The organism is Natronococcus roseus (assembly GCF_043677095.1).
Classification (GTDB): Archaea; Halobacteriota; Halobacteria; order Halobacteriales; family Natrialbaceae; genus Natronococcus; species Natronococcus roseus.
Map to the genome: position 1 here is coordinate 633,006 of NZ_JBHLJR010000001.1, position 22,360 is coordinate 655,365.

The window sequence follows — 22,360 nt, forward strand, 5'->3', positions numbered from 1 at the left end:
CGACTTCAGTCGTGGGATTCCTCCGTGAGCAATCCGGCCAGACAGTGATTACCCCGGCTGTGAACTTGCGGGTTCGCCGACGCTGGTTTGGTCGATCGGGCTCGACTGTTTCCCAAATACGGCGGGTGTCCAGTCGTGTCCATTCCACTCCCAGTACGCCCCATCGGTGGGTGCGTCCCTGTCGCGTCCAGCAGACAGGGCGGCGGGCCGCGCCATCGGCCCAACCTCGTTTTGCAGCAAATTCCACGCCCCTGCAACGTCACTATGCGCGTCCAACTCGCACTCGTGACACTGGAACCAATCACCCTCACGCGATATGTCCTCGCTCCCGCACTCGGGACACTCACTGCTCGAACCCGATTCGCTTACTTGCTCGACGGTGATGCCAACATCGCCGAGCGTGAGTTCGACCCTGTCAACGAGTTGTCGGTGCGACCAGAACGCGTGGGTCTTTTCGTTCACGGTCGCAGACCAGTGTGTGTCCAATACGTCGGTCAGGTCGCCGACGTACACAGTGTCCACGTTGCGTTCTAAGAGCCAGTCTGCCGCGTGTTTCATCGCCGCATCCCGACTGTGGTTCCGTTTCTCTCCACGTTCGTCGTACACGCGTTGAATCCGTTTGCTTGTGTACTGGTTCTCGGGGAGTTGTGATTGCAACTCGGCAATCAACGTGGACAGGGCTTGGAAGCGCTCGAACTCGGGGCGAGCGTGGTACACGGCGGTTTCGCCAGCGGTAGTGACGATGGCGAGCGTGTTGTTCGCGCCCACATCGATCGCAGCTGCCTGCGTCGTGTTCTCGGTGTCGAGTGTACAAGTGAAGGCATCCAGCCGCTGTTCTTGCAAACGGTCTGGCCGTATACGAACCGGATGATTGACACGAAGCGTGTCAGCCGCTTCATCGTAGACGAGCTCTAACCGTGAATCATCACCCTCCCACTGCGGGTTACCGTGGACTTCGAGCGTGACGCGCTCTTGGTACTCGAAGTCGTATCTCTCTTCGAGGGCGTCACCGACGCCGAATTCGAGGGTACTTTTGTCTGCGTTCCAGTCGAACGTGTAGAGGTCGTTGCGGACGAGTCCGTGGAGGTCGTATCCCTCGTTACGGGTACCCCAGTAGCCGGGTGGAGATGGTTTCTCCGTGACTGTGGGGTCTTCATCGTCGTGGTATTTGTCGAGGAGGTCGAAGTGACTCCGCCATGTTTCACTGTTCTTCCGAGCGACTTGCTGGCAGGCTGCCTTGCCAAGTACTGGTGCGTACTTGTCGTATAGGTCGGTGTATTCTGCGTCCCAGACGTCGCCGTTCTCGGCGACGTATTCTTCTTGGCGTCGGTAGTTGATTTGATTCCACAAAGGGGCGTGGGCAGCCAACCACTCGAACAAGCACTGCCTGTACCGCTCGCTGACTGGAGCGGCAGCGTACTCGTTCGTGCGTCGTGGTCGGTCGCTCACGCGGAATATGTCGTCAGAATGTCTTGTAAACGTTGGGATTGCGGGCGAGCGTGGGAATTGAGGGCTGATCCAGCAGTGACGGATTCATCCCACAACTAAAGTCGTGGGCTTTCTCCTGTTGCTCTGTAACGACGGCTCCCGAGAGCGACGCCGCTCGCCGACCGCGAGAGTAAAGTCAGCTTGTGCTAGTTACGCGAACGTGGCAGTCTCGTTCGACCTCTTCGGCACGCTCGTCGACGTCGATCAGCCCGCGACGCCAGCGGAGGCCGTCGCCGACCAACTCGAGTCCCGCGGCGTCGACGTTCCCGAGGACTGGGCCGACGCCTACGCGAGCCCGCACGTCGATCCCCCCGAGCACGCGGAGGTACCGCTTCCGGCCCACGTCAGCCGCGCGCTCGCGAGCCGCGGGGTCGAGTTCGAGAACAACGTCGTCAGACGCGCGGTCGTCGCGGCGTTCGATCCCGTAGTCGAGACTCGAGCGGGAGCGCTCGAGGCCGTCGCGGCCGCCCGCGACCGCGGTCCCGTGGCGATCTGCTCGAACTGCAGCGTGCCCGAACTCGTCGCCCGGACGCTCATCCGTGCCGACCTCGATCGGGACGGGTTCGACGCCATCGTTACGAGCGTCGCCTGCGGCTGGCGCAAACCCGCTCCCGAAATCTTCGAACTGACGGCCGACGAGCTCGGCGTCGTGCCGTCGGAACTGATCCACGTCGGCGACGACCCCGGAACCGACGGCGGGATCGAGGCCGTCGGCGGCGCCGCGATCCTGCTCGAGGACGTCCCCCTCACCGACGTTCCCGAAACGCTGGCGCGCCTCGAGGAGGGTGCGGAGCCGTGACCGCGAGCACGAAGGCGAAGACGACCGCGAACGACGCACGACCAACCCAACCCGTATGACGGTGACGACGGCCGCGCTGGTCGGGTTCGCCCTCGGGCTGGACCGCGTAGTCGGGGAGCCGCCGAACGCGGCCCACCCCGTTGCGTGGCTCGGCCGTCTCGTCGACGCGCTCGATCGCCCCTGGAGCGACGACGACCGCGTCCAGCGGCTGCTGGGCGTGCCGATCGCGCTCGTCGTCCCGCTGGTTCCCGCCGTCGCCGCGGGCGGGTTCGTCCTCGCCGCGGCGGCCGTCCACCCTGTCGCGGGCGCGGCCGTCGCCAGCCTCGTCCTCTATCTCTCGACCAGCCTGCGGATGCTGCTCGAGCTCACGAGCGAGGTCGTCGCGGCGACCGCGGACGACCTCGAGACGGCCCGCGACCGGATTCGCGGGCTCGTCGGCCGCGACACCGACGAGCTCTCGCCCGCGGAGCTCCGCAGCGCGGCCGTCGAGAGCGCGGCCGAGAACCTCGCGGACGGGCTGGTCGCGACGCTGTTGCCCTTCGCCGTTCTCGCCCCGTTCTCGCTGCCCGCCGCGGCGGCCGCGGCCGCCTGGGTCAAGGGCGTCAACACGCTGGACTCGATGCTCGGCTACCCCTCGAAACCCCTCGGGACGGCGAGCGCACGCCTGGACGATCTCGTGATGTGGCTCCCCGCCAGGCTGAGCGCCGTCGCGATCGCCGTCGCCGCGGCCGATCCCGGGGCGCTCGGTCGCGCCCGGGAGTGGGCTAGAGCGCCCCCGTCGCCGAACTCGGGGTGGCCGATGGCGACGCTGGCCTGCGCGCTCCCGGTTCGGCTCCGCAAGCCCGGCGGCTACGACCTGAACACCGACGACACCCTTCCGACGCTCGAGGACGGCGAGCGAGCGACGGGACTCGTCTTTCGCGCGGCGCTGGTCGCGGCCGTCCTTGCGGTCGCGCTCGGGGCCGCGCTCGAGGCGCTCGCACGGACCGCGGGGGTGGTCGCGTGAGGACGTGGATCGCCGCCTGTCGGGGCGCGCTCGCCTTCCTCACGCGACTCCCCGTCGGCCACCGCGAGGGCGACTGGGACGCGTTCCGCTCGCGGCCGGCGACGCTCCCGTTCGTCGGGCTCGTCGCGGGCTCGCTGGCCGCGATCCCGCTGGTCGCCGTCGACGTCCTCGAGGCGCCGACGGTCGCACTGGGGTACCTGCTCGCGGTCTACGCCGTCGTGGGGATCCACAACCTCGACGGCGTCGCGGACCTGGGTGACGCGCTGGTCGTCCACGGCGACCGCGAGCGCCGCCGGGAGGTGCTGAAGGACACGACCACCGGGGTGGGTGCGCTCCTGGCTGTCTCGCTCACGGTTGGAGGACTCGCGCTCGGCGCCCTCGGTGTCGCCGAGCTCCCGCCAGCGACGGCCGTCGGCGTCGCCATCGCCGCCGAAATCGGCGCCAGGCTCGGGCTGGCTGCGATGGCCTGCTTCGGAACCGCGAGCCACGAGGGGATGGGCAGCCAGCTGATCGAGGCGACGACCCCCGGACAATTCGCCGCGCCCGCCGGTATCGTTCTCGGAGCCGCAGTGCTCCTCTGGCCCCACCCCGCGGCGGTCGCCGTCTCGGGAGCCCTCGTCGGGGTGGCGCTCCCCTGGCTCTGGGCGCAGCGTAACCTCGGCGGCGTCAGCGGCGACGTCTTCGGCGCGGCAACCGAGATCGGTCGCGTCGTCGGACTGCACGCGGGGGTGATCGCGTGGACGCTCTCCTGATGTGTGGCGGGAAGGGGACCCGCCTCGAGAGCCCCCAAGAAAAACCGCTGCATCCGATCGCCGGGACGCCGATGGTCGACCGCGTGCTAGCGGGCATCGAGGCGAGCCGGATCGAGACGGCCTTCGCGGTCGTCTCGCCGAACGCCCCCGAGACGGCCGAGCATCTCGATCGAACCGACGCCGTCCGGACGATCGAAACCGAGGGTGAGGGGTACGTGACCGACCTGCTCTCGGCCCTCGAGGACCCCGCAGTCGAGCCGCCCGTGCTGTCGGTCGCGGCCGACCTCCCGCTGCTCGAGGCTTCGGTCGTCGACCGCGTCCTCGGGGTCCACGGGGAAAGCGCGGCCTCGCGGACCGTCTGCGTCCCCGCGGCGCTGAAGCGTCGCCTGGGAGTCGGTCTCGATACCCGACTCGAGGACGTCCCCCACCTCGCGCCGACCGGGGTCAACGTCGTCGGCACGACGGAGGAATCCATGACACAGGTGAGCTACGACCCGCGACTGGCGGTGAACGTGAACCGACTCGAAGACGCCCGCATCGCGGAGGACCGATGCGAGTAGTTCTGGCCGCCGGCGCGACCGAGACGGCGTTGATCGACGGCATCAGCGCCGCGGGCGCCGCGCCGGAGCTGATGGCCCACACGCCTGCGGCCGACGCCGAGATCCTCGCTCACGGCGAGCCGATCGAAGCGCCCGTCGTGCCGGTGAGTCCGACGGGCTGTCCGACGCCCGCGGCGGTGACCCGTGCGGTCCGGGAGGTCGTCGGCTTCGACCTGACGGTCGTCGACGCGGGTCTCGCGGAGCCGACCGCCGCGCCGACGGTCGATCTCGAGGCCGAGCCCGGAGCCGACGTCCGCGAACCCGTCGCCGTCCACGAGGCAGAGCGGCTCTTCGAGCGCGCGTGGGAGTACGGCCGCGAGCTTTCGGACGAGGAGCTCCTGCTCGGCGAGACGATCCCGGGCGGGACGACGACCGCCCTCGGCGCGCTGACCGCCCTCGGCGAGCCCGACGAGGTGTCCTCGTCGCTGCCCGAGAATCCCCTCGAGCGAAAGCGCCGCGTCGTCGAGCGCGGCCTCGAGGAGAGCGGGCTCGAGCCGGGCGACTGCGAGGACGACCCCTTGCGAGCGATCCGGGCCGTCGGCGACCCCGTTCAGGCTGTCGTCGCCGGGATCGCCGCGGGCGCGCTCGAGGACGGGACTCGAGTGATCCTCGCCGGCGGGACTCAGATGGTCGCGGTCGCGGCCCTCCTCCGGCACGCGGGAGTCGATTCGCCGCTCGAGGTCGCGACGACCTCCTTCGTCGCCGACGAGCAGGGCGAGGCGCTCCCCGAAACGTGCGCTTGCCTCGACTGCGAGCTGACCGTCACCGACCCCGGATTCGACGGGCGCGACCACGTCGCGATGGCCCGCTACTGTGCGGGCGAGGCCAAGGAAGGCGTCGCGATGGGCGGCGCGCTCTCGCTGGTTCCCGACGGCGAGATGGGGGCGGTCAGGGACCGCTTCGAGGACGTCTGCCGGCGACTCGGGATCGACGACGAGCGCGACGGAGCGATCGACGAACGGGCCGAGCGCCCGGAGGGAACGCATGGATCCTGACGCGATCCGTACCGCCGAGCGGGTGCCCCACGGCGGCGAGCCCGACCGCGAGATCCTGGACTTCTCGGCGAACACGAACCCCGAAACGCCCGACGGGACGGAAAAGGTTTACCGGGAGGCCCTCGAGGCGAGTCGCCGCTACCCCGACGACACCTATCCGGACTACCGGGCGGCCGCAGCGGAGTTCGTCGGCTGCGATTCCGAGCGCGTGATCCCGACCCCCGGCGGGCTAGCTGCGATCCGGCTGACGATGGAGTGCGTCCTCGAGCCCGGCGACAGCGCCGTAGTCCCCTACCCCAGTTTCGGGGAGTACGCCCGCGAGGTCCGACTGCAGGGCACGACGCCCGCCTTCGTCCGGGTCGACGACGTACTCGAGATCGGTACCGACGCGCTCGCGGACTGCGCGCTCGCGGTCGTCTGCACGCCGAACAACCCCACGGGCGAGGCGGCCGATCCCGACGCGCTTGCGGCGTTCGCCGCCCGCTGTGGCGAGGCCGGGACGACCCTGCTCGTCGACGAGGCGTTCCTCGGGTTTACCGACGTCCCCTCGGCCGCAGGGCTCGACCGCGAGGACGTCGTCGTCGCGCACTCGCTCACGAAACTGTTCGGCCTTCCGGGGCTGCGGGCGGGCTTTGCGGTCGCGAGCGGCGAGCTACGAGCGGACCTCGAGACGGCCCGGCGAACCTGGTCGCTGGGGACGCCCGCGGCGCGGGTCGGGAGCTACTGTTTGCGCCAGGAGGAGTTCGTCCGCGAGACTCGCACCCGAGTCGCCCGCGAGCGCGAGCGGATGCAGGAAGCGCTGTCGACCCGCTTCGAGGTCGCCCCCTCGGATGCACCCTACCTCCTGTGTGACGTCGGCGATCGGCGCGTATCGGCGGTCCTCGAGCGCGCTCGCGAGAACGGGGTCGCGATCCGGGACGCGACGACGTTCCGGGGACTGGACTCCCACGTCCGGGTGGCGGTCAAGGATCGCGAGGCGAACGACCGACTGCTCGAGGCGCTGGGGTGTCCGCCGTGAACGACGGGCCCCACCTCGAGAGCCGCAGACGGGACGGCGTCTTACGGCTCGCGCGTTCGAGTGCGGAATGGCTCTCGACGGGGTGGAACGGCGGGCGTCAGCGAGCCGACTGCGCCTATAACGTCTCGGTCCCCGAAGGATGGGGGCGAACCGATCTCGGGGCCTACGCCGACGAGCGCCTCGAGCGGGCCGGCTTCGAGGATCCCGGTCCCGTGCTGTTTACGGGCGTCGACGTCGCCGACGCCCGGGGCGCACACTGCGGCCCGGTGACGGCGTACGCGACCGCGGGGATCTCGAACCCCGCGGCGCTGCCGATGGAGCCGTCGGGCGGCTCGCTCGGAACCTCGAGCGACGACGGCTCGGACTCCGGATCGCCCGCCGGAACCGTCAACGTCGTCGCGTACGCCGACCGCCGGCTCGCCGACGGCGCGCTGGCGAACCTCCTCGCGGTCGCCGCGGAGGCGAAGGCGGCGACGTTGCTGGCCGAGACGGGGTTTCCCGGGACGACGACCGACGCGGTCGTCGTCGGTCACGACCCCGCCGGCGAGCCCGCGGCGTTCTCAGGGAGCGCGACGACCGTCGGCGCGGCGACTCGAGCCTGCGTTCGCGACGCCGTTCGCGCGTCCCTGCGGGCCCACTACGGTCCCGGCAGCGACGTCGAGCGTCCCGACTCGCTCGAGGACGCGGCCTACGGCGTCTCGACCGACGTTCGGGCGCGGGTGCTCGATCCCGGGCTCGGGGCGGCCGACCGCGAGCGAGAGCGGTAGTCGACGCGTTCTCAGTGCCGCCCCTGTATCACGGGCCGCCCTCGAGTTGGCCGTCGTGCGGGTGACTCGATCGGATCGAGCGCGGCGACGAGGGTCGCCAGCTGGTAGCGCTGGTGCGGGCGGTGGCCGCTCCCGTCCCACGCGATCCGCTGGACCTCTTCGGCCGAGAAACGGCGACCGACCCCGTCAGCGTCCGCGACGGCCTCGGCGAGCAGCTGTCGGGAGTGGATCCCGGCCTCGCCCTGGCTCCGAACCACGGAGAGGACGCGCTCTTTCAGCCGGGGCCGAGCGCCGAGCCAGCCGTAGGCGAACTTCTTGGCCCTGTACTCGGCGGAGGTGATCGGAACGCCGAAGTCGACGTACTCGATCTCGGCGAGCTCCCGCGAGAGCAGGGAGAGAAACTCCCGGTACAGCTCCGTCCCCGCCTTCTGCTCGGGCGGACAGGCCATCGCCTCGGCGAAGAGTTCCGGTGCGTAGAACGGCGTCGTCGTCCAGAGGTGGTGTCGGGTCCGATCCTCGCCGTGGTTGAGCATGTTGATCCCGCGCTCGCGGATCAGGAAGTGAGCGTGGGCGCCCTCGAGGTTCACCTCGGGGTAAGCGGCGATCCGGTCGCCGACGGAGTCGACGAGTCGACCCGGCTCGAGGTCGATCAGCTCCTCGATCTCGTCGGGCGCGAACTGTCGGTTCGTCCGGACGAGCGTCTCGACGAGGTCGGTCCTCGAGTCGACCGCCGTCGGCGGGGTCAGATCGGGGAAGATCTTGTCGCCGCCGTCGCCGGTCACCAGGGTCGCTCCCGGACGATCGGCGGCGAGCTGCTCGGCGAAATCGAGCCCGAGGGCCATCCCGACGGTGTTCATCCCCTGAGTCATCTCGAGGAGCGACTCCCGGTGGTGCTCGGTTCGATCGACGAAGTACGACGACCACGGCACTCCCAGGGAGTGGGCGACCTCGCGGGCGACGTTCGCCTCGTCAGCGTTGGAGCCGTCCTCTCGCACCGACGTCGCGGCGAGCAGCGTCCCCTCGCCGACGTCGCTCACCACCGCATCGTAGCCGGCGATCGCCGCGCGCGAGTCGAGCCCGCCGCTCAGCGAGAGGATCGACGTCTCGGTCGCCCCGGCGCGTCGGCGACACGCCTCGACGAACCGATCCTTCAGCGCACGGGCGTTCTCGGTGACGCTGCGCCCGCCGTTCTCGTACCGGTCGAACCGGAACTCGTGGAGCGACGTGAGATCGCCGCTCCCGACCTCGAGCAGCGAGCCCGGCGGGAGCTGGCGGATCCCGTCGAACGGCGTCCGGGTGCCCAGCGGATAACCGAACAGCAGCATCTGTCCGAGGCCGAGTCGATCGACGCCGACGTCTCCCCCGTCGAGAGCGGCCGCGAGCCGACGGATGGCCTTGAGCTCGCGGGTGAGGATCGTCGTCTCCCCGACCGTGGCTCGATAGGTCGGGAGCCGCCCGAAAACGTCGTTTACGACCCAGGTGGTCCCGCTCGAGCGATCGACGACGGTGACGAGAAACTCCCCGTCCCGCGTCGCCAGCCACTCCGACAGGCGGTCGGTCCGCCCCTCGGCGATCAACGCCGCCACGTTCTCGAGGGTGGCCTCGGTGTCGCGGCGGTCGTAGAGTCGCCCCTCCAGAAGGATCGTCCGATCCTCGGTTTCGACGACTTCGGTCGGATACGCCTCGTACCCGGTGTGTGCGATCCGTTCTTCGGTGCTTCGGACTACCGTTTCGCGATCGTAGCGATCGGTAAAGCAAACGGAGTCGAGTGCGCGGTCGACGCTCCCCTGATCGACGGTCCCCCCGCAACACCTGACGATAGTCGTTCCAGGCATCCGTTGGTAATGCACACCACCCCGTGATCAAATCAGCGGTTTGTCACTTGCGCCGAGCGCTAGATTTTATCCAGGAAGGCATTATTTCCCGTCGGTTAACTCACTCACCGTGATACGTCTCCGGCTGCTAGCACGTGCGAACGGGAGGAAAGTGCGCGGAGCCGTCCGGCAGTGCTACTCGAGCCGGAAGAACCGCCGATCGTCCTCGTCCTCCTCGGTTGCGGGATACATGATCACGAAGTTACCATCCGTGAGCCGGGAGATGCGCTTGGGTAGCGTTTGTAACTCGGGGTGCCAGCCGGGGTCGTCCCGGCGGGAGCTCACGCAGACGACGAGGTCCTCGGCCCGCACGTCCTCACGCAGTCGCGAGCGGAGCACCGTCCAGTCGGCCACCGATTCGATCGCCCCGGAACTGTCCGGCTCGACGGCGGCGACCAGCTCCTCGAGCCGTTCGGGATCGTCCTCGAGCGCGAGGACGCGGATCGGCGCTCCGGTTCGCTCGGCGACGAGTTTCGCCGTGTGGACCGCCTCCGGGAAGCCGTCGTTGCGGTCGATTCCCGGCGGGAGGACCAGGACGATTCGACGGGTCGTGTTCAGCGGTTCGTGAACCCGTCCGACGAGCGTCAGCTGGGTGGTTCGACGCAGCACCTGATCGATCGTGTGGCCGAACACCCGCTGTTCCCGCGAGCGGGCGCCGTCCCAGCCGATGACCAGCGACGTGATTCGGTTCTCGAGCGCCGAGCGGACGATTCCCGAGGCCACGTTGTGATCGATCCGTGCTCGGCCCTCGAGGGACACCTCCGCACCCGCCGCGTACTCCTCGAGGGTCTCGAGCCGGTCCTCGGCTGCGTCGACCCGGGATCGGGTTCGCGCGATCGACTCCGGGCGAACGACCGAGACCGCGCGCACCGGTTCCCCGACGCGCGCGTCGCGGATCGCGAAAGCGAGATCCAGCAGGGATTCGGCGTGTCGCGACGCGGCTGAAACCGGAACGAGGATTCGCTGTGGCGTCTCGTCGGGGTCGTAGGGTCGCTGCTCGCGGTTCCGGGCGAGGACGCCACCGGAGCGTTCGACGACGGCGGGGCTGACGAGGGCGACGACGAGAATCATCAGCACGACCGCGTTGATCATCTCGAGTCCGAACCCGGGGACGCCGGCGTCGAAGCCGATCTGGACGATCGCGAGCGCGGCCGCGGCCTGGCCGACCGAGAGCCCGAACATGCTCGCGACCTCGTCGCCGTCGTAGCCGTAGAGCCGTCCGGTCGCCCACGCCGCGGCGTACTTCGTCGTAAAGACCATGACGATCAGCGAGCCGGCGATGACCAGCGTGTCGGCGCCCGCGAGAAGGACGCGGGCGTCGACGAGCATCCCGACCGACAGCAGGAAGAAGGGAATAAACAGGGCGTTGCCGACGAACTCGATACGGTTCATTAACGGACCCGTCTCCGGAACCAGGCGGTTGAGCGCGAGCCCGGCGAGGAAGGCGCCGACGATGTGTTCGACGCCGACGAGTTCGGCCAGAAACGCACAGAGAAAGAGGACGGCCATCACGAACAGGAACTCGAAATAACTCTCCTCGGCGTGGCCGCGAAAGAACCACCGCCCGAGCCGGGGGACGAGCAACCAGACCCCGACGAAGAAGGCGGTCAGCCCGACGCCGAGCTGGAGCCAGAACGCGGCGTCGAGCGCCCCGTCGGTTGAGGCAACCACGACCGCGAGCACGAGCAGGGCGAGGGTGTCGGTCAGGATCGTTCCGCCGATCGTCGCGGTTACCGCTTCGTTGGACGCGATTCCGAGACGGTTGACCACGGGATACGCGAGCAGCGTGTGCGAGGCGAAGATGGCGGCGAACAGCGACGCCGCCGCGAGGGTCAGATCGAGAAGGTAGACGCCCACGACCGTTCCGACGGCCTGCGGAATGAGAAAGGACAGCAGCCCGAAGACGATGCTGCGGTCCTTGTACTCGACAAACTGGTTGAGATTGATCTCGAGGCCCGCGACGAACATCAGATAGACGAGCCCGACCTCGCCGAGCAGCTGGATCGTCGCGTCGCGCTCGAGCAGGTGCGCGCCGTTGGGTCCGACCGCCGCACCGACCAGGATGATCCCGACGATCCCGGGTAGTCGGTACCGCTTGAGCACCAGCGGCGCGACCAGAAAGATCACCATCGCGAGTCCGAAGATGAGAATCGGATCGTCGAACGGGATCGAGAGCGGCGACTCTCCGGCGACGGCGACGACACTCGACGCGCCTGCGTCCCACTGCCCCTCCATCGTCCGGACCGTTATCCGCCCGATACATCAAGGGCTAGCTATTCTATTGCCGGGTCGGTCCGAGCAGATCGATCGACGGCACCGATGCGAGAGCGACCCGCCGCCGTTAACACCGCTGAACCCGTACCGGGAGTCGATGACAGCCGATGCGGATCCGTCGGCGATTCGCTCGATCGCCGTCTCGAGAGACGACGCCGTCGACGCCTTCGTCTACGGACGCGAGAATCCCGGAGCGGCGGTCCTCCGCGTGACGCCGCCGTTCCACGGTCGGATGCGGGCCCGGATTCACGTCTACCGCGCCGACGACACCCGCGTGACCGGCGCCGTCCACGTCCAGCCCGAGACGCTCCTCGAGACCGAAGCGGTGGCGAACTATCCGACCCTCGAGGACGAACGCGAGGACGCGCCGTCGGGCGAAACCGAGGAGGTCCGAAAGCGCCACGCCGAGTCGGTCGACGCGTGGCGGGAGCGAGCGCAGGAGGCGATCGTCGAGACGGTCGCACTCGAGACCGCCGACGGCTCGACGACCGTTTCGGTCAAACCCCTCGAGTAGCCCGCCGAGTCGATCGAACTCGACGCCCGATCCGCCGTCCCGTACTTTCACTTTCACTCCGGACGGCTCGGATTGACGTGCCGTCCGCCCGATCGATAGGTATGTCCCAGACCGTACTGCGGATCGACGCCCGGAGCCAGCGAACCGAGCCGACCGACGCCGCCGCGACGGTCGAGGCACCCAGACGCCGAGTCGACGTCTCCTCACTGCACCTCGACGAGATCCAGACCTACGTCGACGCGAACCTCGAGACCGACCGGGTCTCCCTCGAGCGCCGCGGCACCCGGACGTTCCTCCTGGTCGAGCGCTGACGCTGGTCGGCGGCCACCGGTGACTACAGCTTCGAGACGCCCGCCGCTTCTTCCGCAGCCTCGCGGACCGCCTCGACGGTCGCGTTCGGCGCGGTCGCCGCGACGGCCGCGTTGAGCGCTCCCTCGAGGACCGGTGCGTCAGCGACGACCGCCTGGTCGACGGCGGCCTCCTCGAGGGCGAGTTCGGCGTTCATCACGGCGCTGCCGAGGTCGACGAGAACGACGACGCCCTCGTCGTTCCCGTCAGCCGCCTCGACCGCCTCCCGGATCGGCCCCGGGGTCGTTCCGATTCGGCCGTCCTCGGTTCCGCCGACGGCCTCGATCCGGGCGTCACCGCCCATCTCCCGGGCGATCTCCCGGATCCCCTCTGCAGCCCGTCGGCTGTGCGAGACGACGACGATCCCGACCATCAGGGGTCTCCGTCCCCGTCTCCGTCTCCGTCCCCGTTCCCGTCGGCGGCGGCTTCCTCGAGTTCCTCGGGGGCGACGTCGGCTTCGGCGTCGATCTCGACGTCGCCGTCCAGGTACTCCTCGGCGACCGCAAACAGCTCCTCGAGCAGATACAGGGTGCTGGTCGCGCCGGGGTCCTGGTGGCCGACGGATCGCCAGCCGAGGTACGACGCTCGTCCCTTCTTGGCGCGTATCGGCGTTGTAAACGCCACGCCGCGCTCGGCCGCGTCGACGGCCTTCCCCAGCGCCTCGAGGGGGTCGTGATCGTCGACCTCGATCGCCTTCTTGTAGGTGTGGACCGCCGGCGTGATCGCGTCGACCATCGTCTTGTCCCCGATGGAAGCCTTCCCCCGTTCCTCGACCGTCTCGAGGTACCGTTCGGCGAACGCGACCGTCGACTCGGCGGTAACTCCCTCCTCGAGTTCCCCGCTCGCTTTCATCAGCGAGCCGCCGTACAGCGGGCCGGCGGCGCCGCCGACCTCCGAGACGAGCGCGACTCCGACGGTCTTGACGAGTGTGGCGGGGTCGTCGTCGGCATCCTCGAGTCGCTCCAGGGCGGCCTGGAACCCGCGGTTCATGTTCGCGCCGTGGTCGGCGTCGCCGATCGCGGAGTCGAGGTCGGTCAGGTGCGTCTTCTCTTCGGCGATCCGGTCCGCGGCCGCCACGGCCGCCTCGCGGATCGCTTCGGACTGGGTGTCCCGGTCCATCCCGCTCTCACTCCTCCGTCACGGTCAACCCCGGCGTCTCGGCCGGGTGGGCGAGCAGCTCCTTCAGCTCGTCGTCGAGTTCGAACACCGTGATCGAACACCCCATCATGTCCAGCGAAGTCATGTAGTCGCCGACGCGAGCGTTCCAGATCTCGAGCCCGCGATCCTCGAGCAGTTCCTGAAGCCGGCGGTTGACGACGTACAGCTCCATCAGCGGCGTTCCGCCCATCCCGTTGACGATCGTTGCGACCTCGGCGCCCGACTCGAGGTCGAGATCCTCGAGGACGGCCTCTGTGAGGTGGTCGGTGATCTCGTCGGCCGACATGATCTCGGTGCGTTCGGTCCCCGGCTCGCCGTGGATGCCGATTCCGAGTTCGATCTCGTCCTCGCCGAGGTCGAACGTCGGCTCGCCCTTCTCGGGCGTGACACAGGAGGTCAGCGCCGTCCCCATCGTTCCGACGCGGTCGGTTACTTTCTCGGCGACGCGTTCGATCTCCGTCAGGTCGGCGCCCCGGTGGGCCATCGCGCCGGCGACCTTGTGGACGAAGATCGTCCCGGCGACTCCGCGACGGCCCGAGGTGTACAACGAGTCCTCGACGGCGACGTCGTCGTCGACCACGACGTACTCGACGTCCGTATCGGCCTCCATCTCGGCCATCTCGATCGCCGTCTCGAAGTTCATCACGTCGCCCTCGTAGTTCTTGACGACGCAGAACACCCCCTCGCCGCCGTCGCAGGCCTGGATCATCTCGCTCAGCTGGTCCGCCGTCGGCGAGGTGAACACCTCACCCGCGGCCGCGCCGTCGAGCATCCCGTCGCCGATGTACCCGGCGTGGGTTGGTTCGTGACCGCTGCCGCCACCCGAGACGATCCCGACCTTTCCCTCGAGCGGGGCGTCGGCGCGGACGACGACCTCGGTTCCCTCGAGCCGCCGCAGTTCGGGGTGCGCCGCGACCATCCCCTCGAGCATCTCGTCGACGACCGCGTCCGGTTCGTTGATGAGTTTCTTCATACTCTCTACGGATATCGTGGACACATAGCATGATAACGCTTGCTCGCAACCACGTCGTTCGAGAAGCGATCGGCCTGGAGGGGGCGGTGAGAATCCCGTTCATCGGCGAAGCATCATCGACGAGGTAGCGGCTGCGGAACCGGTCGGAACGCCGACCGGTCCCCCTCGGGATTTTCACGGCGTCGGTGGGAGGGCGCGTATGGACGAACCCGGGGCCGGAGCGGACGACGGATCGAGAGCCGACGATCGACGGACGACGCGACGCCGAACGCTCGAGGGCGCCGCGGGGATCGCCGCGGCCGGAGTGATCGGCGGCGCTGGTTCCGTCGGCGCGGACCAGGGGCAAATACAGCAGGACGGCGACCTCGAGGACGAGTCACTCGTCGACGCCCACTGTCACCTGATTCCTGAGGAGGTCCTGGGTCGAGAACCGCTCTTCGCCGACGACCTCGTGGCGTGGATGGACGACAACGGTATCGACCGCGCGGTCGTGCTGGCGCTCGACTCCCCCGAGAGCTACCCCGTGCTCGCCTCGAGCCCGTGGATCCTCGAGCAGGTCGAACCCTACCCGGAGCGCCTGCTCCCGTTCTGTACGATCGATCCCCGAACGCTCGTCTACGGCGAGGACGCCGCCGAGGAGCTGCTCGAGCGCTACGTCGAGCGCGGTGCCCGCGGGTTCGGCGAGCTGAAAGCCGGCGTGCCGATCGACGACGCCCGACTCGAGCGGATCTACGAGCTGTGTGCCGACTACGAGCTGCCGATCCTGTTTCACACCGACGAGAAGGCCCTGATGGACGAGGTCGGGCTGCCGGGGCTCGAGGACGTGGTCGCGTCCTTTCCGGAGGTCGACTTCCTCGCGCACGCCCACGGCTGGTGGGCCCACGTCGCGGCCGACGTCGAGGAGGCAGACCTCGGGGAGTACCCTGACGGCGAGATCGACGAGCCCGGGCGGGTCCCGGAGCTACTCGAGAGATACGACAACCTCTACGGCGACCTCTCGGGGATATCGGGGTGGAACGCGCTCACCCGCGACCCCGCGTTCGGACAGGCGTTCCTCGAGACGCACTCGGAGCAATTGATCTTCGGTACCGACTACATCTACCCCGGCCAGGAGGTCCCGCAGCTCGAACTGTTCGAGCGCTTCGACCTCGGGCGCTCGGCGCGGGAAGCGATTCAGTATCGGAACCTCGAGGACGTGCTCCGCTAGGGTCACAATACTGGGCCTGCCACTTCGTCGCCAACGTATATCAGTTCGGACGGTGGGTACACGTACATGGCAGAGAAGACGGACCACGAGGAGGACGTTTCGCGCGACGAAGCAGCCGACCTGCTGCAGGACCTCGCTCGGGAGATCCGCGGACAGGGAGCGGGCCCGATCGACGTGCACGTCGGCAACAAGACGCTGGCGCTGACCCCATCCTCGACGCTCGAGTACGGAATCGAGGTCGAGGAACGCTCGCCGATGCTCGGGGGCGAACGCGAGGAGATCACCGTCACGCTCGAGTGGGAGGTCGACGACGAGCCCACCGAGTGAGTCGGGAGTAGCCGACTCGTCGTGCTCGGTGCTCGAGCGAGGAGTGCTCAAGTCGCCGGTAGCTGTTTCGCAGTTTTCATCGCTCCGCTCGAGGATCGGTCATCGATACTCCGAGATCGACCGATACGGAACGTAGTAGTCGATGTCATCGATCCACGTCGACAGCCACTCGTCAGCAGTCACTTCATCGATCTTTCCGGCATCGATTGCAGCCAACAGAACGCCAACCGATCCGACGACAGTCAGACCCTGATCTTTCGCAAACGACCGGGCATCTCCGTCATCAGTCAGTAGCCGCCCGTCGTGTGCGTCCGCGAGTGCAAACGCCTGCGCTTCACCGGGATCGAGATAGTCAGCGACAACGGCCTCTCTGTTTGCGACTGTATTCGAAATCGTCGCGACTGGAATCTCGTTGTCGAGTGTATCGAGTGCTGACTGAAGGTACGGATGATCATCAGCGCCATTTTCGAGTTCCTCGCGAACGACTGGAACCGCACAGATTCCGGAGAGACCTGCAACTACCCACAGCTGGTCGATGTACGCAAAGTTCGAGAGAACAGTCGTGTTCAGGACGCTCGGGCTCGTTGGAATATCGTCACCCGTCATTTCGTCCGTGACGCTTCGTCGCTCGAGTCCTCATCATCGAATTCGAGTTCGCTCGCTGCCTCTCTCTCGTAGACTGCGTCGTCTTCGTCGACGAGTCCGAGACGGAGCTCAACGCCGTGCTCACGAAGGATATCACGCATCGTCCAGCGGTCGACAGCAGCAAGTCTCGCAGCATCACCGAGCGTGATTCGCTCGCGTTCGTAGAGGGCGACCGCAGCCGCAATGCGCTCGTTTTCGTGGTCCTCGAAGTATTCACGCACGAACTCTCGCAACGCATCGCTCTTGCCAGTAAATACACCAGCCTCGACAGCACCCTCGATGAGGAGGTCGAGGTCGTCCGGATACGACCCGGTGATTCGTGCCATTGTTCTGTTCCAAACTACGCCTTCATACTATTTATGAAACGCGCCGGAAATCCGTATATCGAGAGGCCTGGTTCCAACTTCTCTCTTGCTCGGCTTTGGGAGAACTCCCTCACTTCGTCTTCGCGCGGTTTCACCGCGCGAACGGTCTGCGAGACCGGAGGTATCGCCCTCTCCGGTCGTTCTCCCCCTTCTCGCGGGTCGCTGTCGCTCCCCGCTCGCTCTTCGGGAGAATTTCGCTCCGCTCAGTTCTCCCCTTTCTCTATCGGCGCCCGAATCAAATTCCCCCACTCCGTCCAGGAGCCGTCGTAGTTGTGGACGTCCCCGTAGCCGAGCAGCTCGTGCAGGGCGAACCACGCGATGGCGGAGCGCTCGCCGACCCGACAGTAGGTGACGACCGTCTCGTCGCCGTCGATCCCCTGATCGGCGTACAGCTCCTCGAGCTCGTCGAGCCCCTTGAACCGGCCGTCGTCGCGCAGGTTCGTCTTCACCGGGACGTTCGAGGCGCCGGGGATGTGGCCGCCGCGCTGGGCGGTCTCGCGGAGTCCCTCGGGGGCGATGATCTCGCCGGTGAACTCCTCGGGCGAGCGAACGTCGACCATCGGGATGCCCGCCTCGCGGGCCTTGTCGACGTCGTCCTGGTAGGCGCGGATGCTCTCGAAGGGTCCCTTCGCGGTGTACTCGACGGCGTCGAACTCTGGTTCCTCGTCGGTCAGCGGGTAGTCCTCGTTGACCCAGTAGTCCTTCCCGCCGTCTAAGACGCGGGCGTCCTCGTGGCCGTAGTACTTGAACTCCCAGTAGGCAAACAGCGCGAACCAGTTGGGAATCCAGCCGTTCCCGTAGAAGACGACCGTCGACTCCTCGCTGATGCCGCGGTCGCCGACGATTCGCTCGAAGTCCTCCTTCTTGAGGATGTCCCGCTGGTCCCGATCGGAGAGATCCTCGTCCCACTGCATCCCGATCGCGCCCGGAACGTGACCCTCGTCGTACCGCGATGGGAAGTCCCCTTCATCGGGCGATTCGGGGCTGTTCACTTCCACGAGACGGTAGTCGGGATCGTCGGCCTGGAACTCCTCGAGGTGGTCTTCGACCCAATCCGCCGAAACTAACACGTCGGTGTCGTACTCGCTCATGCGAGGCGTTCTCCGACGAGCAGCGAGAAAAGGGTAACACGGTCCGAGCCGACACGTCCGAAACCGGATCGGTACACATACGCCGCTGGACTGACGACCACCGCCAATGCGACTCGCGAGAATCGAGACGGCCGACGGACCGGTAACCGGACAGTACGAGGACGGCGTCGTCTACACGGATGGCGACGAGTACGAGGTCGGCGTCGACGGCGACCTCCTCCCGCCCTGCGAGCCATCGGCGATGTACTGCGTCGGGCGCAACTACGCCGAGACGCTCGACCAGATGGAGTACGAGCGTCCCGAGGAGCCCGACTTCTTCATCAAGCCGCCGGCGTCGCTTTTGGCCCACGAAGCGCCCATCGAGTACCCCGAGTTCACCGAGGAGCTGACCTACGCCGGCGAGCTCGCGGCGGTGATCGACGAGCGCTGTCACGACGTTTCCGAGGACGAGGTACCCGACGTCGTCCGGGGCTACACGATCATGAACGACGTCGACGCGCTCGACCAGCAGGGCCGAACGGCGAGAAAGGCGTTCGACGGCTCCGGCCCGCTGGGGCCGTGGCTCGAGACCGACCTCGACCCGCGGGGGATCGACATGCACACCGACATCGGCGACGAGCGCCGCCAGGACGCGAACACGGAGCTCATGCTGTTCGACCCCTACGAGATCGTCGCCTACCTCTCGAAGCGCTTTACGTTCCGTCCCGGCGACGTCGTCGCCTTCGGCAGCCCCGCGAACCCGGGACTGGTCGAACCCGGTGACACCGTCGAGATCACCTACGAGGGGGTCGGCACGCTGCGAAACGAGATCGTCGCCTCGAGCGAGTAGTCGCTCGTCCTCGTTTCACAACCGCGTCGCGGAAACTCTTATTCGATGTCCTCGCCGTCCATCAGCGCGGCGGAGATCAGATTCCGCATCCCGCGTCGGAGCCGTCCGCTCATGGCCGTCGAGGAGAGCCCGATCTCGTCGGCGATATCGCTCAGGGCCATCTCTCGAGGCTCGCTGAAGTAGCCACAGTCGTAGGCCACCGTCAGCGCCTCGACCTGTTCCTCCGTGAGTCCGTAGGCGACGCCGGTCTCGTTGCGGGCTCGGCCGTACACCTCGACGATATCGAAGCTCACGTCGTACTCCTCGGAGTACTCCCAGATCGTGGTCAGCGCTTCCCGATCCGGGAGGTGGAGGGTGACGAACCAGCCTCGGCACTTCGTCTTGGCCGAGGACATGAATCCATTTACCTGCGTGACGACGGGGCTCAGGAGCTTCGTCTCCGCCGAGTGTTCGATGTAGTAGATGTGGGTGTCCTCGCCCTCGTCGACGAGGTGGTAGTCGTCGACGGTCGGATCCGCCTCGAGGAACCCCTCGAGTTCGCCGACGTCGTCGTACTCGAGGAGAAACGGGAAGACGTGCGATCCCGGATCGGTGTTGGCCTGGGTGAGAACCTTGATCTCGAGGTCGTCGGCCCGTCGCAACGTCGGCACTAACGCGAGGTGCTCGTGTTCCGCGTACGCTTTGACTGTGATCGACATCGCTTAGCGACCGGGCCGATCGTGCGGGGGTCGTTCGTGGACGACGCGGCGGCTGCTTGAAGAACCGTCGCTGATGAGTCGAGGGATCATGTCCCACACTGCTCACGGGAGTATTATAAGAGTACTTGTCGTCCGGTCGGATTCAGTCGGTTAAGGGGTTGTTCCGGCCGACATTCCCGGAAGTTACCGACCATCCGTCGCCCGAACGGTCCGAATCGCGGCGTCGTTCTCGGCGACGTCGTGGACCCGGACGACGTCGGCGCCGCGCTCGGCTGCCATCGTCGTGACCGCGACCGTCGGCGGGAGGCGATCCCCGGGCTCGCAGCTCACCCGATCGAACATCGACTTGCGGGAGTGGCCGACCATGACCGGACAGCCGAGCGCCCGAAACTCGTCCAGTCGAGAAAGCAACTCGAAGCACTCCTCGGCGTTCTTTCCGAACCCGAACCCGGGATCGACGACGATTCGATCGCGCTCGAGGCCGGCCCGTTCGGCCAGCAGGACCGTCTCCTGGAGATCGTAGACGACCTCCTCGACGACGTCGTCGTAGGCGACGTCCCGATCAGGATCGACGGGCGTGTCCAGGCTATGCGTGACGACGAGGGTGGCGTCGTGCTCGGCGGCGACGAACCGCATCTCGGGGTCCTCGAGCCCGGAGACGTCGTTGACGATCTCGGCGCCCGCCTCGAGGGCCGCGTCGGCGACGGCGGCCTTTCGCGTGTCGACCGAGACGGGAACCTCGAGGTCGGCGAGCGTCTCGGTCACGGGGACGACGCGGTCGATCTCCTCGGGGACCGGGACGGGGTCGGCGCCCGGCCGCGTCGACTCGCCGCCCACGTCGACGATGTCGGCGCCAGCCTCGGCCATCGCCTTCGCGCGAGCGACGGCGTCCTCAAGCGCGTCGTACTCGCCGCCGTCGTGGAAGCTGTCGGGGGTGATGTTCAGCACGCCCATGACGGCCGTCTCCCGATTCCACGGGAGTCGGCCATCGTCCTCGCGTCCGTCGCCATCGTCCTCGACGATTTCCCGGAGCTGACTCGAGACGTGAGCCAGCCCGAGTTCGTCGTCAGCGAGTTCGTCGATCAGCTCCCGAAACTGGGCGTTCGTCCCCGAGAGCACCGTCGTTACTCGACGAGTGGAGGTTTCGGTCGGCGAGAGCGTACAGCTCCCGCCGATCGCCTCAAACGTTCGGCTGATCCGCTCGGCCTGCGGATCACGGAGGTAGGTTTTGACCGTCCGGCCGACGGCCCGTTCGGCGGTCGTCGCTACGGTCGATTCCTCGAGCCCCATCCCCTCGAGTACCGATCGGGCCTCGGGTTCCGTCTTCGTTCGCTTGGGAACCTGGAGGCGAGACCACCGATCGCGGGCCTCGGCGACCGCGTACAGCGAGCCGGCGACGAGCACGAGGTCGTCCTCGTCGGCCCGCGAGAGCGCGCGCTCGGTCGCCTCGAGGACCGATCCCGAGCGGTCGATCCGACCCGCCCGTCCCTCGAAGACATCGGCGAGAACCGAGAGCGACTCGGCTCGCGGGACGTTCGGCTGACAGAGAAAGACCGAGTCGGAGTCGGGAAGCGCCGCGACCATCCCCTCGTGGTCCTTCTCGGTCATCGCGCCGAAGACCAGGTGGAGCTCGTCGTACGCGTAGCGCTCGAGGAGATCCGCGAGCGTCTCACAGGCACCCGGGTTGTGCGCGCCGTCCAGCACCGCGATCGGCGACCTCGAGACGACCTCGAAGCGACCGGGCCAGTGAGCCTTGCGCAGCCCGCGTGCGATCGTGTCGGGGTCGACCGACGCGATCTGGTCGGCCAGCACCGCGGCGACGCCGGCGTTGGTCGCCTGATGAGTGCCGGGAAGCGGGAGGTTCGTCTCGACCGACCACTCCGGCGCCGTTATCGAAATCGCGCTCTCGACGGGCGAGTCGAGCCCGTGTTCGGTCGCGACCACGTCCGCAGCGTCGCCGCCGACCGAGATCGCGTCCGTCTCCGTCCGAATCGCCTCGAGGGCCGCCCCGTCGGCGCCGGTGACGAGCGGGGCGTCGGCAGGGGCGACCTGGGCCTTGTCGCGGGCGATCTCCTCGATCGTCTCGCCGAGGAGATCGGTGTGCTCCAGGCTGACGCTGGTGACTGCGCTCGCGATCGGATCGACCGCGCTCGTCGCGTCGTAGCGCCCGCCGATCCCGACCTCGAGGACGGCGACGTCGACTGACTCGGCCGCGAAGTGCGAGAGCGCAAGCGCCGTGAGTACCTCGAAGTACGTCGGCGCGTCTCCCTCCTCCCGGAGCCGCTCGACCGCATCCTCGATCTCTGCGACGAACGAGCAGACGCGCTCCTTCGGGATCTTCCGGCCGTCGACGAGGATCCGCTCGCGTACGTCGTCGAGGTCCGGCGAGGTGTAGAGCCCGACGTCGAGCCCGTCCTCGCGGAGTACTCGCTCGAGCATCCGCGCCGTGCTTCCCTTCCCGTTCGATCCCGCGATCTGGACGCAGCCGATCTCCTCGTGCGGTCGACCGAGCGCTGAGAGCAGCGTCGCGGTCGTCTCCGTTCCGAGCTTCGGTCGCCGCCGTTGCAGCGACTCGAGGGAGTCGACCGCCTCGTGGTACTCCATACCAACCGTGGTGCCGGGCGCCCCTATGA

Annotated in this window: 23 protein-coding genes; 12 read left to right on the plus strand and 11 right to left on the minus strand. The window is 67.7% G+C overall.

The features are described from left to right. Positions 1–48 precede the first annotated feature (48 nt). Entirely contained in the window at positions 49–1,449 is a 1,401-nt protein-coding gene (locus ACFEMD_RS03280) for an RNA-guided endonuclease TnpB family protein (protein ID WP_394739459.1), read from the minus strand. A gap of 199 nt (positions 1,450–1,648) precedes the next feature. Here ACFEMD_RS03280 and ACFEMD_RS03285 point away from each other — a divergent pair, with 199 nt between their 5' ends. From ACFEMD_RS03285 to ACFEMD_RS03315, 7 genes are read left to right on the plus strand one after another with little or no spacing between them, the layout of a single operon-like run. Beyond that, positions 1,649–2,287, plus strand: a complete 639-nt coding sequence (locus ACFEMD_RS03285) for an HAD family hydrolase (protein ID WP_394739460.1) — start codon at positions 1,649–1,651, stop codon at positions 2,285–2,287. A gap of 55 nt (positions 2,288–2,342) precedes the next feature. Then, positions 2,343–3,293 carry an adenosylcobinamide-phosphate synthase CbiB gene (gene cbiB / locus ACFEMD_RS03290; RefSeq protein WP_394739461.1) on the plus strand — a complete coding sequence of 317 codons (951 nt, stop codon included), beginning with the start codon at positions 2,343–2,345 and terminating at the stop codon, positions 3,291–3,293. Beyond that, the gene (gene cobS, locus ACFEMD_RS03295) at positions 3,290–4,045 is read left to right on the plus strand and encodes an adenosylcobinamide-GDP ribazoletransferase (protein WP_394739462.1); all 756 of its coding nucleotides are present in this window, start codon (positions 3,290–3,292) and stop codon (positions 4,043–4,045) included. The genes cbiB and cobS overlap by 4 nt, the downstream gene beginning before the upstream one ends. Next, entirely contained in the window at positions 4,045–4,605 is a 561-nt protein-coding gene (locus tag ACFEMD_RS03300; RefSeq protein WP_394739767.1) for an NTP transferase domain-containing protein, read from the plus strand. The genes cobS and ACFEMD_RS03300 overlap by 1 nt, the downstream gene beginning before the upstream one ends. Continuing rightward, positions 4,596–5,639 carry a nicotinate mononucleotide-dependent phosphoribosyltransferase CobT gene (cobT, locus tag ACFEMD_RS03305; protein ID WP_394739463.1) on the plus strand — a complete coding sequence of 348 codons (1,044 nt, stop codon included), beginning with the start codon at positions 4,596–4,598 and terminating at the stop codon, positions 5,637–5,639. The genes ACFEMD_RS03300 and cobT overlap by 10 nt, the downstream gene beginning before the upstream one ends. Then, complete coding sequence (cobD, locus tag ACFEMD_RS03310; RefSeq protein WP_394739465.1) at positions 5,629–6,657, plus strand: threonine-phosphate decarboxylase CobD; 1,029 nt, start codon at positions 5,629–5,631, stop codon at positions 6,655–6,657. The genes cobT and cobD overlap by 11 nt, the downstream gene beginning before the upstream one ends. Next, positions 6,645–7,424, plus strand: a complete 780-nt coding sequence (locus ACFEMD_RS03315) for an adenosylcobinamide amidohydrolase (protein WP_394739466.1) — start codon at positions 6,645–6,647, stop codon at positions 7,422–7,424. The genes cobD and ACFEMD_RS03315 overlap by 13 nt, the downstream gene beginning before the upstream one ends. An 11-nt stretch (positions 7,425–7,435) precedes the next feature. Here the strand turns inward: ACFEMD_RS03315 and ACFEMD_RS03320 are convergent, their stop codons facing one another. Both ACFEMD_RS03320 and ACFEMD_RS03325 read right to left on the minus strand, forming a co-directional pair. Beyond that, entirely contained in the window at positions 7,436–9,259 is a 1,824-nt protein-coding gene (locus ACFEMD_RS03320; protein ID WP_394739467.1) for an asparagine synthase-related protein, read from the minus strand. Between the two features lie 174 nt (positions 9,260–9,433). Further along, positions 9,434–11,533, minus strand: coding sequence for a cation:proton antiporter domain-containing protein (locus ACFEMD_RS03325; RefSeq protein ID WP_394739468.1), 2,100 nt, complete (start codon positions 11,531–11,533; stop codon positions 9,434–9,436). Between the two features lie 136 nt (positions 11,534–11,669). On the opposite strand from ACFEMD_RS03325, the gene ACFEMD_RS03330 reads away from it, so the two are divergent. Together ACFEMD_RS03330 and ACFEMD_RS03335 are read left to right on the plus strand one after the other, a co-directional pair. Then, positions 11,670–12,086 (plus strand): hypothetical protein, encoded by a 417-nt coding sequence (locus ACFEMD_RS03330; RefSeq protein WP_394739469.1) that lies wholly within the window; start codon positions 11,670–11,672, stop codon positions 12,084–12,086. A gap of 101 nt (positions 12,087–12,187) precedes the next feature. After that, positions 12,188–12,397, plus strand: a complete 210-nt coding sequence (locus ACFEMD_RS03335; RefSeq protein ID WP_394739470.1) for a hypothetical protein — start codon at positions 12,188–12,190, stop codon at positions 12,395–12,397. A gap of 23 nt (positions 12,398–12,420) precedes the next feature. On the opposite strand, the gene dhaM is transcribed toward ACFEMD_RS03335, so the two are convergent. The 3 genes from dhaM to dhaK are packed head-to-tail and all read right to left on the minus strand — an operon-like array spanning position 12,421 to position 14,565. Beyond that, positions 12,421–12,807, minus strand: a complete 387-nt coding sequence (gene dhaM, locus ACFEMD_RS03340; protein ID WP_394739471.1) for a dihydroxyacetone kinase phosphoryl donor subunit DhaM — start codon at positions 12,805–12,807, stop codon at positions 12,421–12,423. After that, the gene (gene dhaL / locus ACFEMD_RS03345) at positions 12,807–13,553 is read right to left on the minus strand and encodes a dihydroxyacetone kinase subunit DhaL (RefSeq protein ID WP_394739472.1); all 747 of its coding nucleotides are present in this window, start codon (positions 13,551–13,553) and stop codon (positions 12,807–12,809) included. The genes dhaM and dhaL overlap by 1 nt, the downstream gene beginning before the upstream one ends. A 7-nt stretch (positions 13,554–13,560) precedes the next feature. Beyond that, the gene (gene dhaK / locus ACFEMD_RS03350; protein WP_394739473.1) at positions 13,561–14,565 is read right to left on the minus strand and encodes a dihydroxyacetone kinase subunit DhaK; all 1,005 of its coding nucleotides are present in this window, start codon (positions 14,563–14,565) and stop codon (positions 13,561–13,563) included. 199 nt (positions 14,566–14,764) lie between these two features. Here dhaK and ACFEMD_RS03355 point away from each other — a divergent pair, with 199 nt between their 5' ends. Together ACFEMD_RS03355 and ACFEMD_RS03360 are read left to right on the plus strand one after the other, a co-directional pair. Then, the gene (locus tag ACFEMD_RS03355; RefSeq protein ID WP_394739474.1) at positions 14,765–15,772 is read left to right on the plus strand and encodes an amidohydrolase family protein; all 1,008 of its coding nucleotides are present in this window, start codon (positions 14,765–14,767) and stop codon (positions 15,770–15,772) included. A gap of 66 nt (positions 15,773–15,838) precedes the next feature. After that, positions 15,839–16,099: an amphi-Trp domain-containing protein gene (locus ACFEMD_RS03360; RefSeq protein WP_394739476.1), complete on the plus strand. Its 261-nt coding sequence runs from the start codon at positions 15,839–15,841 to the stop codon at positions 16,097–16,099. Between the two features lie 99 nt (positions 16,100–16,198). Here the strand turns inward: ACFEMD_RS03360 and ACFEMD_RS03365 are convergent, their stop codons facing one another. The 3 genes from ACFEMD_RS03365 to ACFEMD_RS03375 all read right to left on the minus strand — a co-directional run bounded on the left by ACFEMD_RS03365 (position 16,199) and on the right by ACFEMD_RS03375 (position 18,200). After that, positions 16,199–16,705 (minus strand): twitching motility protein PilT, encoded by a 507-nt coding sequence (locus ACFEMD_RS03365; RefSeq protein ID WP_394739477.1) that lies wholly within the window; start codon positions 16,703–16,705, stop codon positions 16,199–16,201. Beyond that, positions 16,702–17,070, minus strand: a complete 369-nt coding sequence (locus ACFEMD_RS03370; protein WP_394739478.1) for a UPF0175 family protein — start codon at positions 17,068–17,070, stop codon at positions 16,702–16,704. The genes ACFEMD_RS03365 and ACFEMD_RS03370 overlap by 4 nt, the downstream gene beginning before the upstream one ends. Before the next feature lie 242 nt (positions 17,071–17,312). Continuing rightward, the gene (locus ACFEMD_RS03375; RefSeq protein ID WP_394739479.1) at positions 17,313–18,200 is read right to left on the minus strand and encodes a sulfurtransferase; all 888 of its coding nucleotides are present in this window, start codon (positions 18,198–18,200) and stop codon (positions 17,313–17,315) included. Between the two features lie 106 nt (positions 18,201–18,306). On the opposite strand from ACFEMD_RS03375, the gene ACFEMD_RS03380 reads away from it, so the two are divergent. After that, the gene (locus ACFEMD_RS03380) at positions 18,307–19,029 is read left to right on the plus strand and encodes a fumarylacetoacetate hydrolase family protein (protein WP_394739480.1); all 723 of its coding nucleotides are present in this window, start codon (positions 18,307–18,309) and stop codon (positions 19,027–19,029) included. A 38-nt stretch (positions 19,030–19,067) separates the two neighbouring features. Here the strand turns inward: ACFEMD_RS03380 and ACFEMD_RS03385 are convergent, their stop codons facing one another. Both ACFEMD_RS03385 and folP read right to left on the minus strand, forming a co-directional pair. After that, entirely contained in the window at positions 19,068–19,727 is a 660-nt protein-coding gene (locus tag ACFEMD_RS03385; RefSeq protein WP_394739481.1) for a helix-turn-helix domain-containing protein, read from the minus strand. 183 nt (positions 19,728–19,910) lie between these two features. Further along, positions 19,911–22,331, minus strand: coding sequence for a dihydropteroate synthase (gene folP / locus ACFEMD_RS03390; RefSeq protein WP_394739482.1), 2,421 nt, complete (start codon positions 22,329–22,331; stop codon positions 19,911–19,913). Between the last annotated feature and the right edge of the window lie 29 nt (positions 22,332–22,360).

What these genes read in the sequence shown, in the direction of transcription:
- ACFEMD_RS03365 (WP_394739477.1), bottom strand. Translation starts at nt 16,705, where the DNA reads ATGACGGGTGACGATATTCCAACGAGCCCGAGCGTCCTGAACACGACT.
- ACFEMD_RS03375 (WP_394739479.1), bottom strand. Translation starts at nt 18,200, where the DNA reads ATGAGCGAGTACGACACCGACGTGTTAGTTTCGGCGGATTGGGTCGAA.
- dhaM (WP_394739471.1), bottom strand. Translation starts at nt 12,807, where the DNA reads ATGGTCGGGATCGTCGTCGTCTCGCACAGCCGACGGGCTGCAGAGGGG.
- ACFEMD_RS03325 (WP_394739468.1), bottom strand. Translation starts at nt 11,533, where the DNA reads ATGGAGGGGCAGTGGGACGCAGGCGCGTCGAGTGTCGTCGCCGTCGCC.
- ACFEMD_RS03300 (WP_394739767.1), top strand. Translation starts at nt 4,045, where the DNA reads ATGTGTGGCGGGAAGGGGACCCGCCTCGAGAGCCCCCAAGAAAAACCG.
- cobD (WP_394739465.1), top strand. Translation starts at nt 5,629, where the DNA reads ATGGATCCTGACGCGATCCGTACCGCCGAGCGGGTGCCCCACGGCGGC.
- ACFEMD_RS03355 (WP_394739474.1), top strand. Translation starts at nt 14,765, where the DNA reads ATGGACGAACCCGGGGCCGGAGCGGACGACGGATCGAGAGCCGACGAT.
- ACFEMD_RS03330 (WP_394739469.1), top strand. Translation starts at nt 11,670, where the DNA reads ATGACAGCCGATGCGGATCCGTCGGCGATTCGCTCGATCGCCGTCTCG.
- ACFEMD_RS03335 (WP_394739470.1), top strand. Translation starts at nt 12,188, where the DNA reads ATGTCCCAGACCGTACTGCGGATCGACGCCCGGAGCCAGCGAACCGAG.
- folP (WP_394739482.1), bottom strand. Translation starts at nt 22,331, where the DNA reads ATGGAGTACCACGAGGCGGTCGACTCCCTCGAGTCGCTGCAACGGCGG.
- ACFEMD_RS03370 (WP_394739478.1), bottom strand. Translation starts at nt 17,070, where the DNA reads ATGGCACGAATCACCGGGTCGTATCCGGACGACCTCGACCTCCTCATC.
- ACFEMD_RS03360 (WP_394739476.1), top strand. Translation starts at nt 15,839, where the DNA reads ATGGCAGAGAAGACGGACCACGAGGAGGACGTTTCGCGCGACGAAGCA.
- ACFEMD_RS03385 (WP_394739481.1), bottom strand. Translation starts at nt 19,727, where the DNA reads ATGTCGATCACAGTCAAAGCGTACGCGGAACACGAGCACCTCGCGTTA.
- ACFEMD_RS03320 (WP_394739467.1), bottom strand. Translation starts at nt 9,259, where the DNA reads ATGCCTGGAACGACTATCGTCAGGTGTTGCGGGGGGACCGTCGATCAG.
- cobT (WP_394739463.1), top strand. Translation starts at nt 4,596, where the DNA reads ATGCGAGTAGTTCTGGCCGCCGGCGCGACCGAGACGGCGTTGATCGAC.
- cbiB (WP_394739461.1), top strand. Translation starts at nt 2,343, where the DNA reads ATGACGGTGACGACGGCCGCGCTGGTCGGGTTCGCCCTCGGGCTGGAC.
- dhaL (WP_394739472.1), bottom strand. Translation starts at nt 13,553, where the DNA reads ATGGACCGGGACACCCAGTCCGAAGCGATCCGCGAGGCGGCCGTGGCG.
- dhaK (WP_394739473.1), bottom strand. Translation starts at nt 14,565, where the DNA reads ATGAAGAAACTCATCAACGAACCGGACGCGGTCGTCGACGAGATGCTC.
- ACFEMD_RS03380 (WP_394739480.1), top strand. Translation starts at nt 18,307, where the DNA reads ATGCGACTCGCGAGAATCGAGACGGCCGACGGACCGGTAACCGGACAG.